Origin of the sequence: Psychrobacter communis, assembly GCF_014836505.1 — a bacterium.
Taxonomy (GTDB): Bacteria; Pseudomonadota; Gammaproteobacteria; order Pseudomonadales; family Moraxellaceae; genus Psychrobacter; species Psychrobacter faecalis.
This window is the reverse complement of record NZ_JACSQR010000029.1, coordinates 21,244-34,848: the sequence shown is the minus strand read 5'-3', so window position 1 is coordinate 34,848 and position 13,605 is coordinate 21,244. Positions and strand designations below refer to the sequence as shown.

The window sequence follows — 13,605 nt, the reverse complement described above, 5'->3', positions numbered from 1 at the left end:
AATGAAGCAGAAAGAAAACGTCAAACCTATCTAATAGTCAATATTGGCTAGGTTTGAGTAAGATTTTTGGAACGGTTAATGAGCAGCATGAATGATGTTGAGTATTTACTTTATCTACCATGAAATGACAGAATTTTTAAGGGCATAAATATGGCTTAAAAGGGCGATTTTTCAGCTATTTTGAGATATGTGTTAATATAGAGGACTGTAAACATCCTAAGATAGCATTCTAGGCGTTCATTCACTTGAGGAGCGGTAATCCATGACCCATAACCAGCAACAAGCAGAAATTATCGACGATAGTCAGGCTCAGCTCAATAATAAGCAAGATAGCGAGCAAAATAAAAAAGTGCCCCATGTCTTAATGATATTAGATGGTTTTGGGCATCGTGAAGACGATAAGGATAATGCGATTGCTGCCGCCCATATGCCAAATTTGGATAAGATTTATCAGCAATATCCGCATGGATTGATATCGGCTTCAGGAGAAGATGTCGGTCTGCCAGATGGTCAGTTTGGTAACTCAGAGGTTGGCCATATGAATTTGGGCGCCGGCCGCGTGCTTTATCAAGACTCCACTCGTATCTCAAACGAAGTCGCCAATCGTGAGTTCTATAAAAACGAAGCACTGGTTAATGCGGTGAAAGCGGCAAATAAGCTCGGTGGTAATGTGCATATTATGGGATTGTTGTCTGATGGCGGCGTGCACTCGCATCAAGACCATATCGAGGCTATGTGTCATTCGGCATTGGTACACGGTGCTAAAAATGTCTTTGTGCATTGTTTTTTAGACGGCCGCGATACCCCGCCAAAATCTGCTGATAAGTACATCAACCGCTTACGCGATCATATTGCTAAGCTCAATGACCATTACGAAGGTGGCCGCGTGCAAATTGCCAGTATTATTGGGCGCTATTATGCAATGGATCGTGACAATCGCTGGGACCGTGTGCAAAAAGCCTATGAGCTTATCACCGAAGGTAAAGCCGACCGCTTAGCAACACGTGCCGATGGCGCCATACAAGCGGCGTATAAAGCACGCGAAACCGATGAATTTATCAATCCAACGGTGGTGATTGGTCGCGACGAAGTGCCTTATACCGTCGATGACAATGATGCACTTATCTTTATGAACTTCCGCGCTGACCGTGCCCGTGAGCTTGCGCAAGCCTTTGTGCTGCCAGATCATGAGTTTTCTGGTTTTGCCCGTCATAAGCAACCAAAGCTTGCCGCTTTTGTGATGTTGACCAAATACTCTGACGTGCTAGCGGACAATCCAAAAACCAGTATTGCCTATTATCCAGCGTCTTTGACCAACACGCTTGGCGAGTATCTACAAGATAAAGGTAAAACCCAGCTACGTATCGCTGAAACTGAAAAATATGCGCACGTGACCTTTTTTTTTAGCGGCGGCCGCGAAGATGAATATGAAGGCGAGACTCGGATTTTAGTGCCATCGCCTGATGTTGCTACTTATGATTTACAGCCAGAAATGAGCGCGCCTGAAGTGACCGATGAGCTGGTCGCTGCTATCGAATCTGGTAAATATGATGTGTTGGTGGTTAATTATGCCAACGGCGATATGGTCGGGCATACAGGTGTCTTTGAAGCTGCTGTCAAAGCGGTAGAGGCGTTGGATGTGTGCATTGGTCGTTTAGAAGAAGCGGTACGCGCTGCGGGTGGCGACATGCTGATCACCGCTGACCATGGCAACTGTGAGCAGATGCAAGACTACGAAAGCGGCCAAGTACATACGCAGCATACCACTGAGCTGGTGCCATTGATTTATATTGGTGAGAAAGCCGTAAAAGTACGTAGCGGCGGTAAGCTTAGTGATATCGCGCCTACGATTTTGGCATTAATGGATATCGAACAGCCAGATGAGATGACCGGTAAAAACTTACTGCTTTCGGCTACATAAACTAGACATTTAATAGGATCATTTAGCAGTCTATTACTACTGCTAAAGCTATGGGGTTTTGTAAAAAGGGAAAGATATTGAGTGTCTTTCCCTTTTTTTGCATTTTTTTTTCGCATCCCCGCATTTTGCTTGATACATATTGTTTAAGTTACTTGCAATACTGTCCTAGTCTTAGGTAGAAGCGCAGTGTTATTTTAGACGACATTGTTCATGAATAACTTTATAATCATAAATATCCATATAATCCAAAAGTTATAAAAATAATAACCAAATCCTTTCTTTGAGTAATTTATTATGCGTCCAATTCGCCCTTTATCCTTATTGCTGTCTAAAAGCTTGAGAAATATCATCATGCCATTGCCTGTTGATTCTAAATCTATTGCTTCTAAATTTATTGGTTCTAAAACTTTTAAAATGAAGTCTTTTAATGTCAAGTTAATCGGCTCTCAGCTATTAAAACCCGCTCTTATAAGCAGTGTAGTAGGGCTAGGTGTGGTCAATATGCCAGCACAGGCTGCTACCAATGATAATCAAAAAATCAATAATACTGGCAAAAATCCCACGGCAAGCTTGCAATTGATTGGACTTAACGACGACGATGTATCCTTAAATAATGACGAGCAAGCTAATAGCGCCGACGATTTATCAGATATCGCTGATATGCTCGAATCTGCCGATCAAGTCGATGACTCGATAGATGCTGTCGCTGATGAAAGCGCGCTAAATGACGAGTCAGACGTGATAAATACCGATATTCCCGCTGAAGTTGCGCAAGTATCGTTAAAGGCCATTTCGCCTGAAACGCTCAAAACCTTTGTGGCCGTCGTTGATTTGGTACGCCGTGAATATGTGGATACAGTCAATGACGAAGAGTTATTTAGCAACGCCATGAGCGGGATGTTGACCAAGCTTGATAGCCACGCTGAGTTTTTGGATGCAGAAGCTTATGAGAATCTGCGCGCTTTTACTGAAGGCGACGTCGGCGATATCGGTATCAAGGTGCAGTATCAGCCTAAAGTAGGCTATTGGGTGATTACTGAGGTGGTTGATGGCTCGCCTGCTGATAAAAAAGGCATTGCCGTTGGTGATTATTTGCACCAAGTAGACGAGTTTAAACTTGGCGAAGACGAAGAAAGTAATGACATTGAGCAATTGCTAACGGGCATTGCAGGTACCCAAGTAGATGTGGTGACATCAAAAGCAGGCCGGCGTAAACATACCACGACTTTACAGCGTAATCACAACCATCCACAAGTTATTGAAACGCGCCTGGTAGATGGAATGGCTATTGTTAGATTACCCGCCTTTCAAAACAATAGCCGTGAAAAGCTGTTACAAGGGTTAATTGATTTGGACGCGCCTGTTAAGGGCGTTTTATTAGACATGCGTGACAACCCAGGCGGTGTATTGGCGTCAGCGGTAAGCGTTGCCAGCTTATTTATGACCAATACCGATGTGGTACAAGTCAAAGGTCGTCAAAGCGACTCACGCACACTATCGACGCAAGGTGCAGCGTTATTAGATACTATGCCAGTTGTGGTGTTGCAAAATCGTTATTCTGCTTCAGCGGCTGAGGTCTTAGCCAGTAGTTTGCAAGCGCAAAAACGCGCGACTATTTTAGGCGAGGTCAGCTATGGTAAAGGTTCGGTGCAGTCCGTGATACCGCTGAATGACGAGCAAGCGGTGAAGCTGACGGTTGCTCATTACATGACCGCTTCGGGTAAGAAAATAGATGGGGTTGGGGTAGCGCCTGATGTGACTTTAACAGGAAATGAAAGTACGTGGGAGCAACAGGCGCTTGATTTACTCAGGCAAAAAGCCCTGCCGTCGGGTGTTCGCTTTGTACGAAAATCTCAAGCAGCAAACGTTCCTAATCAAGATGACACTAATACTAAAGTTGTTAAAAATAAAGTGACTCAAAACAATACAATCATCGAGCACGTGACTGAAAAGCCGACTGTTAAAGCCAAGCCCTAATTTCGTTAGCATTTAAACTGAGACTTTTCGAACTGATTTAATTATCGTCTTATGGTTAGCGCTTATATATTATTCAGACTGGTTTTCAGCAATTCCAAGCTTTGACATACGATAGCGTAACGAGCGGAAAGTGGTGCCCAACAATTCAGCAGCTTGGGTCTTATTCCAGTTTGTCTGTTTAAGGGCGGTAATAATCAGCTGCCTTTCCTGCTCTTGCAAATAATGCTCTAAGCCTTGGGCAGGTAATTGACCAGCGACAACTTCTTCTTTTATTGATTTATCTAATTTCTCTTGCTCATTAGCTTCATTGCTTAATGGTTCTGACATAGCGCTAGGTGCTGTTTTATCAAGTTGTGCTGTAGGACTGGCTGCAGCGTGCGCATTCATTGAAGGATAGTGCTGCGTAATGGTGCGATAAGGAGATATAGTAGCTTTTGCTTGTTGCGGGCTGTCTTTTTCTACGGCTTCTACGTTATTTTTTACCACATTATCTTTTATAGATTGCGCTCCCAAGCTTTCACTTTTATCTAAAATAGCATTGCTCGAAAGGGTCGCTTTGTCAGCGTTGTTATTTTGCTCTACTTCTGCAATAGCTTCTTGCGCGTTCTCTAATTGTTGATTGTCAAAATTAGCTAAGCCTAAATGACTCGCATCAATAGTGGATGTCTCCGCTAAGGTTATCGCGCGTTCAAGGATATTACGTAATTCGCGTACGTTACCCGCAAAGTCGTGATGTTGTAGGCGCGCGCAAGCAGCATCGGTCAGCGTTGGCGGCGACTCCAATTGCCATTCGTCGGCAATTAAGGTCAAAAAGTGCTTGGCCAATACCGGTATATCATCACGTCTTGCGTTAAGCGTCGGTAGTTTAAGCTCAATGACATTGATGCGGTAATATAAATCTTGGCGAAAACTACCTGCATGTACCAGCTGATTTAAATCTTTATGCGTCGCTGATAGGATACGAATATCAACTGGCACTTCTTTGGTATCGCCGATTGCACGCACAGTTTTTTCTTGAATGGCGCGCAGTAATTTGACCTGCATCGCTAGTGGCAGATCGGCGACCTCATCTAAAAATAGCGTGCCGCCATTAGCCTGTTGAAACAGTCCTTGCTTATCGACGACAGCGCCAGTAAAGCTGCCTTTTTTATGACCAAAAAATTCTGACTCCATCAGTTCTGATGGAATCGCGCCGCAGTTGACTGGTACAAAGCTGCCATCACGGCGCGGACTTAAGTCATGGATTAAGCGCGCAACCACTTCTTTACCAGTGCCCGATGCCCCCGATAAAAAAAACTGGCGCTTGTGAGCGTGCTAATTTTAAAATGGTACTTTTTAGCGGGTGCATGACAGCTGAGTCGCCAATGAGACGGCTATCGAGCATTTGCTGCTCAGGTGAGCGCTCAGGCGTTGACTTTGCGGCGTTATCTTGATGAATAACCTTGAGTGCATTTTCGACCAATTGTCGCAGGCGCGGCAGCTCAAGCGGCTTATTAACAAAATCAAAAGCGCCCAGCTTTAACGCTTCAATCGCCAAATCCATGCTGCCATGCGCGGTAATCACGGCAATGGGCGTACTTGAACTGCTGCTAATATGCTTAACCAACTCTAAGCCTGACCCATCAGGGAGTTTTAAATCGGTTAGACAAAAGTCATAGTCGTTTGCTTGCCAATAGGTTTTGGCTTGCGATAAGGTATAAGCCACATCGCTTTTGATGCCCATCTTGGTTAAGGTAATTTGCATCAAGCGGCATAAATCTACTTCATCATCAACGACTAGCGCGGTTGTGGTCATACATCATCTCATTGTCTTAAAATATTGCAAGGCATTAAAAATAGGTTTTATCTAAGTTTTCAACTGCTTCATTATCAATGGCCGCGTTGTCAATAGCAGGCGCAATCAAAAGAAAACAAGTCTTTTTGTGCTCTGGAATATAAAGTAGGCGCGCATGGTTGGCTTCACAAAATGCTTGCGATAAATACAAGCCTAAACCCGTACCCGCCTTATCAGTGGTAAAAAATGGATTGAACAGGTGGGTTAAGTCTGCCGTGCTTACACCTGTGCCATCGTCCAATACATCAATTATAACATCGTTGTCGGCACAATAAATCTCGATTTCCACAACGGCATGAGGGTGAGCATAACTGCTATGACGTAAGCCATTGTTAATTAAATTGATAAAAATTTGCTCTAATTGATGCGGATCAAAGGAGATGGTCGGCTGCGCATGACTGTGTAAAAAAACATCGTGACCTTGAAAATAGTTTGTCAAAAATTCTGGCATCCAGTCGGCAAGGGCAATCATTTGCTGGTTGGCGGTCTGCTGGCGAGAGAGCTTTAAAACGTCTTCAATAATACGATTAACGCGCTTTGTTTGCGTGAATATCATTTTATAAAGCTCATGATTGCCAGCCAAGGCAACGTTTGCGCTTGTACTCTCTATGGCCTGACTTTCTTCAATATCTTCTATCAGTAGTTGACTGGCTTGCGAGATAGCGGCTAAAGGGTTTCTTATTTCATGAGCAATACTGGCGGTCAGTTGCCCGAGTGAGGCCAGTTTTAACTGTTGGGCGCTGGCTTGTTCGCGGCGTAAATCTTCTAAAATGACAAGCTTACTGTCATTTTTTAGCGGGATAATTTCAACGCGAAGCTTACCAAAGACAGAGGCATTGGCAGTAGCTGGCAACTCATAAATAAAACTGCGAGATTGTCCCGTCTCTATCGATAAGCAAGCTTCAAATAATTGTAGATGTTGCGCGCGAAGCTGCTGCTGAAAGTCGGCGAGTGGTTTGTTTGCAATATGATTTTTAATATTATTTGAAGAGTTGTTCGCATGGCTGTTTAAAGAATTGTTTAACAAGCTGTTTGGCGAGCTACTTAGCGCAGCATTTGTCTCAACATACTCTGCATCCATTGCCGTAGCATTTGGAATACTCAGTAATTGATAAGCCGAAAGGTTGGCTAAAACCACTTGTTCACAATCGATGACGATGACACCGTTGGCCATTTGGGTGATGACTTCTTGATTGATAACGTTTAAGCGTTCGACTTCTTTGGCGTGGCGGGCCGCTACTTTCTCAACTTGTACCAAGCGCTGCGAGATTGACCAACTCAAACCGCCGACTGCCAAAAAGCTGGCTGACATCAGGAGCGCATCGCCTAAATTTGCCAAATTCATGCTATTGGCAATCGCATAAAAAAACTGCTGATAGATAACGAAAATAATCGCCAGTAAAGTAATAATCAGCGCTTGCGAGCTATGAAGCAGCATAAAGCTGGCGGCAACCACCACCATATACAGCATGGTCAACTGCAAATCAGGCGCGCCAGCGGTATAGAGCAGTAAGCTTAAAATAATGACGTCTACCGCTAAACCAAACGCCAGCTGTTGCCGTGGATGCTTGGTCACCACATAAAATAAACCCAATAAAATTAAGCTTAAAAGGACATAAAAACTGAGCGCGGTTTACTGCAAAAAACTTGGTAATGATGAACCATCGCTAGCGCGCGCTGTGATATACACCATCAGCATAGAAAATAGGCTGACGACAAAGCGATAGCTGCTATAAATCAAACCCAACCTGCGCAGCTGCGGCAAAGGTAAGGTGTCATCTCGCTGAAAATAATCCGTAATAGCGGCTATAACTCTACTAATAGAATTCATAGGTTTCGACGGCGCAGACTTTAAAGATTTCATAGGCGTTAAGGGTTTCGGTATTTCTATAGGCTTTAAAAATTAATCGTCATAAAAGAAAAGACGCCTAAAATGCATGCGCATAGCGACTTACGGTTGGATAAGCCCATGGCGAATGGCCAAATGGGTCAGCTTTACATCGCTATCGACACCGACTTTTTCATAAATGCGGTAACGATAAGTATTGATGGTTTTGACACTGACAAATAACTGGTCGGCGATTTGCTGCGGGCTTTGGCAATTCACCACCATCATGGCGACCTGTTTTTCACGGTCACTTAATAAGTCAAAAGGTGAGCTGGCATTATCAGATAACAAGACATCCGCCAATTGCTCAGCAACGTCTTGGCTAAAGTAACGCCCGCCCTGATAGACTTTTTTCACCGCGCGTATCATCTCGTCAAGCGGCGTCCCTTTGGTAATATAACCATTGACACCCGCTTTAATAAGCATTGACGGATAAGGCTGCGCTGACATGCTACTCACGGCCAAAATCTTAAAGCCCATATCAAGCTGGATGAGGCGTTTGGTGGCTTCGAGGCCGCCAATATTGGGCATATTGACATCGAGCAATATCACATCCGGACGCAGCTGTTTTGCCAATTTAATCGCCATATCGCCACTATCCGCTTCACCGACGACTTCTATATCGGCACTATCTGCCAACATGCGGCTAATGCCCATTCGCACCAAATCATGATCATCTACTACTAGTACTCGAATCATAGTTATACTCTTTTCTATTGGTCAGAATAAAGGGTGCACTGTTAAACTTAAACTATCTAAATGATTTTACTGTCTTATTATAAATGTCAGCTGCTATAAATTTATTGACTAAAATATGTAAACTTAAAAATTCCCTTATATTAAGCAGCATACTTTTATAGGAACTTTGCAATTGTGCCCTTATAAGCTTAAATTTAATGCTATATTGCGCCATTGTTAATTAATATTGCTGCAATATAAATTAAATGTAGTAAAATTTGAATGTGGTCAAAAAACGACATCTAATTGATTTAGTAGATTAAACTTAAATGCAAACCATGATACACTAAAAATACAAAAACTCTATGCGAGTATCTACAAACACAACCACAAACGCTACGTACGTTGTTGGTGTTAGTTAGTATGTAACTAATTTTCTAACTAATGGCAGCGCGGCTGCAGGAGGCATAATGAAGCAACTACCATTAACCAAACAGCAATTAATCGCTGCTCTGATTTCATTGAGTTTGGGCAGTGTTGCACAAGCGGCGCTTACCATTAATGGTAGTTCTGGCTCTGAGTCTAGTGCTCGTGTGAGCTGGGGCGGTGCCGATAGCTTATCTGAAGCGCGTAAAATCATGTACAACAGCAGTAATAGCTCGGCGATTAAAAAAGTAGACAATGGCTACGGCGCCACCAATATTACTAATGCACACAGTTTTGGTAGCAGCAATAATAGCTTCAATAATACCAACAGCTATAACACCGCTTATCGTGGTGGTTTTAACAGCGGTAGTATGATTCCGATCAGTACCGATTCGCGCAGTGTTGTGGTCATCGATGCTGAAACCGGCGAATCTATCTACGAAAAAGACGCGGATATTGCCCGTCCAATGGCCAGTATCACCAAGGTCATGACCGCGATGGTGGTACTAGATGCCGGTCTGGATATGCGTGAAGAGATTATCTTAGACGCAGAAGACTTCGTCGGCCCCAAACGCGCAAGCTCTCGTCTAAAAGTAGGAGATCGTCTCAACCGTGCCGAAATGCTACTCATGGCCTTGATGAAGTCAGAAAACCCAGCCGCAAAGAGTCTGGCGCGTAACTATCCAGGTGGTTATAGTGCCTTTATACGCGCTATGAACCGTAAAGCTCAAGACTTGGGCATGACCACCGCTTACTTCGGTGACCCAACGGGTCTTGATAAGCGTAACGTCGCTTCATCAAATGATCTCGTTAAAATGGTACGTGCAGCTGGCAACTACGATGTCATTCGTCGTTTTTCGACCACCAAAAGCTATGACTTTTATGTCTCTAACTACTCAAGCGGCAACCGTACCTATAAAGCTAACAATACCAGCAGCTTAGTGCGTGATGGTAGCTACCCAATCGGTATCTCAAAAACTGGCTTTATCAATGAAGCAGGGCGCTGCGTGGTGATGGAAACCCGCGTTAATAACCGTCCAGCGATTATCGTGATTTTGGGCGCAAACAGTTCAGCGACGCGTTGGGGTGATGCGAAAAATATCTTAAACAGTTTGGCGACTCGCCGTACCGTATAAGCGTGCTATTTTAATATTGATGTACAAGGCTGTTATGTAATATAACAGCCTTTTTATTGGGTCGAATTTGAGCCCATTTGAGGAAAAATGATATGTTCCAAGCATCGGCTATGACACCCGCGCCCAAATTATACTTACTTACCAATGATGATGAATTCGCGCTGTTATATGCAAAACTAGAAGCAGCATTAGCAACAGGGCTGGTAGCATTATTGCAAATTCGCCGTAAAAAAACCTTACAATCAGCAAATGGCAAAGAAAAACTCTATGAGGAAGCGCGGCAGATAGTCAGCTTAGCTAGAGCCTATAATGTCGATGTTGTGATGAACGATGACATTGCCCTTGCCAAAAAACTTGGCATCGGGGTGCATTTAGGTCAACAAGATGGCGCTATCGATGATGCCAAACGTTATCTTACAGCCGAACAAATTATTGGGCGAACTTGTCACGGCGATGTAGCGCTGGTCAAACAGGCAAAAGAAGACGGCGCAAGCTATGCGGCGATGGGCGCAGTTTTTGCTTCAAATACCAAACCTAATGCCCATGTGATATCTCGCCAGCAGCTCATCGAAGGTTGTCAACAGGGGATTGATATCTGCGTGATAGGGGGGTTGACGGCGGAAAATATAACCGAGCTGGCGGGTTTGCCAATTACCTATGTGGCGGTCGTTGGCGATATTATGGATTTGCCTGTAGAGAAAATTGCCGCGCGTTGTCAGCAATGGCAGCAGGCGCTTAGCAGATGGCAAACGCCTGCTTGATTAGAAAGTTATTTCAAGTGAAACGTATTTAAAATAGCCATTAAAAATTATTCTGCATGTTCCATACACAACGTAGCATATGGCAGCGCTTTTAAGCGTTGCGCTTCAATTTGTTTGCCGCACACTTCACATTCGCCGTAGGTACCGTTTTCAATACGGCTTAGCGCGTTTTCGACGTAGATAAGGCTTTGACGTGCTTCATCCATCAAGCTTGCGCGCATGTCGTTTTGACGGTATGAGATGGCCTGATCTTCCCAATGTTCATTGAGGTCGTCTTGCGGGTTTTGAATATGGTCTTCGATTTTATCAATGCGAGTTTCATATTCTTCCTTTAGGTTTAGCAGGTCTTGTTTGGCAGTTTCAATATCAATACTCATAATTTTCTCCTAAGAAATTGTTTTTATTGTTAGGTTTATTATTCATTATCATCATAGGTTTTATAATAAGCTGCTTTCTTATAATGAGCGGTGCTTATCATAAACACTCTTTTATCATAAACAGCCTGATGATGAAGTACCACCACGAAATGTTACTGTTCTTAGTGCATATGATTACTATTGAAATTTGGCAGTTATATGAATTGATAATCTATAGCGCAAAATTTATCGCAGTTCTTTATAAGAGAAGACTAAAAACTGCTAGAATACACCGCTGAAATTCTTGCTTGGACAGTTCTATAACACCAAGTGCGAGAATGACCCATAATATACGTCTTAAAATGACTATTTCGTGAAAACGTTTTGCAGTTAGCAAACAGCCATATTGTAGATTAACCATAGATGATGCATAGGAGCAGGTAATGAATTTTTTGCGTATGAGTGAGCTGAGCTTAGCGGATAAGGTGGTATTGATTCGTGAAGACTTAAATGTGCCTATCAAAGATGGCAAAGTCGCAAGCGATGCGCGCCTGCAAGCCAGTTTGCCTACCATCAAAATGGCGTTAGAAAAAGGCGCGGCGGTGATTGTTTGCTCACACCTTGGTCGTCCGACAGAAGGCAGTCCTGAGGCCATCTATTCGCTTGCGCCAGTTGCTGATTATTTAAGCGATAAGCTAGCTGCGCCAGTCAGCTTAAATAAAGACTATCTAACTCAAGGCGTGGCAATCAAGGCAGGCGAAGTCGTGCTGTTAGAAAACGTGCGTTTTAATAACGGCGAGAAGAAAAACGACACAGCGTTGGCGCAAAAATATGCGGATTTGTGCGATGTGTTTGTCATGGATGCTTTTGGCACGGCGCACCGCGCGCAAGCGTCAACCGAAGGCGTAACTCAAGCCATGCGTCAAGCGGGCAAAGTCGCTTGCGCTGGACCTTTATTGGCCGCTGAGCTTGATGCCTTAAGTATTGCGCTTGAAACGCCAGCCCAACCGATGCTGGCAATCGTTGGTGGCTCAAAAGTCTCGACCAAGCTTGAAGTACTGCATAGCTTAGCTGAAGTCTGCTCGCAAATTATCGTTGGCGGCGGTATTGCCAATACTTTTTTGGCAGCGCAAGGTCATAGCGTTGGAGCATCATTATATGAGGCGGAACTGGTCGATACCGCTCGTGATATTATGAGTAAGACTGAGATTTTATTGCCAGAGTATGTGGTCGTGGCCGATAAAAATGAGATTGATTTTGCGGACTTTAACGGCTCATTACAAAAAGCGGCGGCGACTATCAAGTCGGTCGATACCGTCGGCGATAATGACATGATTTTAGACATCGCGCCAGAGAGTGCCGAGCAATTAGCGGCTGCTATCATCAAGGCAAAAACCATTTTATGGAATGGACCGGTCGGCGTATTTGAAGTCGATGCTTTTGGACAAGGTACGCAAATTGTGGCAAACGCGGTTAAAGACAGCCAAGGGTTCTCGATTGCGGGCGGCGGTGACACGTTAGCGGCAATTGATAAATATCAAGTGGCTGATGAGGTCAGCTATATGTCAACGGGCGGCGGCGCGTTCTTAGAATTTGTAGAAGGTAAAGTATTACCTGCGGTTGCCGCCTTACAAATCACCGAGTAATCGTTCTATCGTCATTTATCAATTAAGTAACATTAGACGTACAACTTATTATGAGCATCTGGGGTAGGCTATAAAAATAATAAAGTGACCACCGTGTTTGGTTTTATTGCTGATTGGCCTGTCTATATGAGAGCTGCAGGATAAAAGTGAGCGTGAAAGGTCACAGCTTATTATTAAGTAGTAATTATTTGTTTCCATACTGAAAATTATGATTGCATGCCCAATTTGTACTCTATAAAATAGCGAAAATCATGTATTTGGCATGCTTTATTTACGAGAGGTTTATTATGTTAAAACGTCATTTGTTACTTGCTAGTGTCCTTGCTGGTACCTTTGCAATTACTGCATGTAGCCAAGAAACACAAGATAAAACGGAAGCTGCTGCTGAGTCTGCGGGTGATGATGCTGCTGCTAACACAGAAGTTGCTACTGCTGAAACCGAAGCCGCTGCTGCTGACGCTGAAGTTGCTGCCCAAAACGCCGGCGCAGAAGTTGCCGAAGGCGCTGAAACAGCTGGTGCTGCTGCGACTGACGCGATAGAAAATACTGGTGAAGCAGTTGTAGTTGGCGCAAATGAAGCCGTTTCCGCTACTGCTGGCGTGGTTGCTGATGGTGCCTCTGCTGTTGAAGAGAAAGCCAGTGAAAACGCAGTAGAAGCAGAACAACAGTACTAATTGATTGCTAAGCAGTTATGATTCATTCAAGTTATTTGATTTTAATAATTGACTTGCATGCATAGCGCTATAATCAATAGCGGTCTTATAAGCCTCGAAATACTAAAAAGCTTTGGTGATGACCAAGGCTTTTTGCGTTTTATGCATTGCTAAAAGTAAAGTATGCAATAGCATCATTCATCAATTAAACCAAAGCTGTAACCTCAATACAATCGGTATGCTCAATAAAACCGCAAGCTTAATCGAGCTTAATAATGTGAGCCTAATAAATAGTCGCTCAACCGCTACGAAGCGTGGGCAAAATTTGC

General features: G+C 43.7%; 10 protein-coding genes and 1 pseudogene. 6 read left to right on the top strand and 5 right to left on the bottom strand.

The window, feature by feature from the left end; genetic code table 11:
• Window positions 1-262: 262 nt before the first annotated feature.
• A complete protein-coding gene (gene gpmI, locus H9653_RS09795; protein WP_191692209.1) occupies window positions 263-1,921 on the top strand; it encodes a 2,3-bisphosphoglycerate-independent phosphoglycerate mutase in 1,659 nt (552 codons plus the stop codon).
• A gap of 294 nt (window positions 1,922-2,215) precedes the next feature.
• Window positions 2,216-3,898, top strand: a complete 1,683-nt coding sequence (locus H9653_RS09790) for a S41 family peptidase (protein ID WP_225211706.1) — start codon at window positions 2,216-2,218, stop codon at window positions 3,896-3,898.
• A gap of 69 nt (window positions 3,899-3,967) precedes the next feature.
• On the opposite strand, the pseudogene H9653_RS12670 reads toward H9653_RS09790, so the two are convergent.
• The 4 genes and pseudogenes from H9653_RS12670 to H9653_RS09775 all read right to left on the bottom strand — a co-directional run bounded on the left by H9653_RS12670 (window position 3,968) and on the right by H9653_RS09775 (window position 8,319).
• Window positions 3,968-5,693 (bottom strand): annotated as a pseudogene (locus H9653_RS12670) (sigma 54-interacting transcriptional regulator).
• A gap of 34 nt (window positions 5,694-5,727) precedes the next feature.
• Window positions 5,728-7,311: a sensor histidine kinase gene (locus H9653_RS09780; protein ID WP_318242168.1), complete on the bottom strand. Its 1,584-nt coding sequence runs from the start codon at window positions 7,309-7,311 to the stop codon at window positions 5,728-5,730.
• 54 nt (window positions 7,312-7,365) lie between these two features.
• Window positions 7,366-7,563 carry a hypothetical protein gene (locus tag H9653_RS12540; RefSeq protein WP_225211705.1) on the bottom strand — a complete coding sequence of 66 codons (198 nt, stop codon included), beginning with the start codon at window positions 7,561-7,563 and terminating at the stop codon, window positions 7,366-7,368.
• Window positions 7,564-7,683: 120 nt separating this feature from the next.
• Window positions 7,684-8,319 carry a response regulator gene (locus tag H9653_RS09775; RefSeq protein ID WP_102076814.1) on the bottom strand — a complete coding sequence of 212 codons (636 nt, stop codon included), beginning with the start codon at window positions 8,317-8,319 and terminating at the stop codon, window positions 7,684-7,686.
• A 449-nt stretch (window positions 8,320-8,768) separates the two neighbouring features.
• On the opposite strand from H9653_RS09775, the gene H9653_RS09770 reads away from it, so the two are divergent.
• The gene (locus H9653_RS09770; RefSeq protein ID WP_191692207.1) at window positions 8,769-9,860 is read left to right on the top strand and encodes a serine hydrolase; all 1,092 of its coding nucleotides are present in this window, start codon (window positions 8,769-8,771) and stop codon (window positions 9,858-9,860) included.
• A 92-nt stretch (window positions 9,861-9,952) separates the two neighbouring features.
• The gene (locus H9653_RS09765; protein WP_191692205.1) at window positions 9,953-10,621 is read left to right on the top strand and encodes a thiamine phosphate synthase; all 669 of its coding nucleotides are present in this window, start codon (window positions 9,953-9,955) and stop codon (window positions 10,619-10,621) included.
• A gap of 47 nt (window positions 10,622-10,668) precedes the next feature.
• Here the strand turns inward: H9653_RS09765 and H9653_RS09760 are convergent, their stop codons facing one another.
• A complete protein-coding gene (locus H9653_RS09760) occupies window positions 10,669-10,998 on the bottom strand; it encodes a TraR/DksA family transcriptional regulator (protein WP_144297721.1) in 330 nt (109 codons plus the stop codon).
• A 422-nt stretch (window positions 10,999-11,420) separates the two neighbouring features.
• On the opposite strand from H9653_RS09760, the gene H9653_RS09755 reads away from it, so the two are divergent.
• Complete coding sequence (locus tag H9653_RS09755; RefSeq protein ID WP_191692203.1) at window positions 11,421-12,623, top strand: phosphoglycerate kinase; 1,203 nt, start codon at window positions 11,421-11,423, stop codon at window positions 12,621-12,623.
• Between the two features lie 287 nt (window positions 12,624-12,910).
• Window positions 12,911-13,297 (top strand): hypothetical protein, encoded by a 387-nt coding sequence (locus H9653_RS09750; RefSeq protein ID WP_191692201.1) that lies wholly within the window; start codon window positions 12,911-12,913, stop codon window positions 13,295-13,297.
• Window positions 13,298-13,605 lie beyond the last annotated feature (308 nt).

Excerpts from the sequence above, each read along its gene's own strand:
- H9653_RS09750 (WP_191692201.1), top strand. The coding sequence starts at position 12,911 with ATGTTAAAACGTCATTTGTTACTTGCTAGTGTCCTTGCTGGTACCTTT.
- H9653_RS12540 (WP_225211705.1), bottom strand. The coding sequence starts at position 7,563 with ATGAATTCTATTAGTAGAGTTATAGCCGCTATTACGGATTATTTTCAG.
- gpmI (WP_191692209.1), top strand. The coding sequence starts at position 263 with ATGACCCATAACCAGCAACAAGCAGAAATTATCGACGATAGTCAGGCT.
- H9653_RS09755 (WP_191692203.1), top strand. The coding sequence starts at position 11,421 with ATGAATTTTTTGCGTATGAGTGAGCTGAGCTTAGCGGATAAGGTGGTA.
- H9653_RS09765 (WP_191692205.1), top strand. The coding sequence starts at position 9,953 with ATGTTCCAAGCATCGGCTATGACACCCGCGCCCAAATTATACTTACTT.
- H9653_RS09770 (WP_191692207.1), top strand. The coding sequence starts at position 8,769 with ATGAAGCAACTACCATTAACCAAACAGCAATTAATCGCTGCTCTGATT.
- H9653_RS09775 (WP_102076814.1), bottom strand. The coding sequence starts at position 8,319 with ATGATTCGAGTACTAGTAGTAGATGATCATGATTTGGTGCGAATGGGC.
- H9653_RS09760 (WP_144297721.1), bottom strand. The coding sequence starts at position 10,998 with ATGAGTATTGATATTGAAACTGCCAAACAAGACCTGCTAAACCTAAAG.
- H9653_RS09790 (WP_225211706.1), top strand. The coding sequence starts at position 2,216 with ATGCGTCCAATTCGCCCTTTATCCTTATTGCTGTCTAAAAGCTTGAGA.